This window comes from Rhizobacter sp. P3_B12, from assembly GCF_056402895.1.
In genome coordinates this window covers 1-626 of the sequence record NZ_JBFUGN010001697.1, presented here as the reverse complement: position 1 = coordinate 626, position 626 = coordinate 1, and the positions used below count along the sequence as shown (strand labels likewise).

The 626-nt window shown below is 68.4% G+C and carries 1 protein-coding gene; it reads right to left on the bottom strand.

All coding sequences use genetic code 11. The features are described 5' to 3' along the window. A partial coding sequence (locus AC1D01_RS37735) for a LysR family substrate-binding domain-containing protein (RefSeq protein ID WP_477875077.1) occupies positions 1–626 on the bottom strand: 626 nt, incomplete at both ends.

The window sequence follows — 626 nt, the reverse complement described above, 5'->3', positions numbered from 1 at the left end:
GGCCAGCTCCTCCCCCTCGACCAGAGCACGATAGGAAACACCTGCCCGCCGCAGCCGTGCAAACGATTTGGGCAGCAAGGCCATGCCACGCCCACCCGCCACATCGGCAAGCAACACGTGATGGTCCGTCGGCTCCTTGACCTTCCGTGGCGCAAAGCCGTGATGGGCGAAAACACGCTGGCAGTGGTCGTAGAACGCAGGCTGACGCGCACGCTCGAACCAGAAGATGACCTCTGCGGCGAGGTCGGCGAGCCGGACTGTTCGGCGCCGGGCCAGGCCGTGGGACGATGGCATCGCCACCATCATCGGCACCCGGTCGAGCTCCATCACGTCAAGGCCGGAGGCCTCCGTGGGCAGCGCGATGAAAGCTGCCGCCAATCGGCCCGCGCGCAGTTGGCGCACGAGTCGGGGGGACGTGTCGACGACCACCGACACGGCCGTGTCGGGATGCCTCGCCTGGATCCGTTCCGCAAGCCCACCGAACCACGCCGGCTCGACGGCGCTCGTCAGGCCGAGCCTCAGACTCTGCGGCATGCCCTCATGCGCCAGGCTGGCCTCGGCCTCACGGAGCAATCCGCCGATGCTTCGCGCATAGGGCAGCAGCTTGCGGCCAGCCTCGGTGAGGC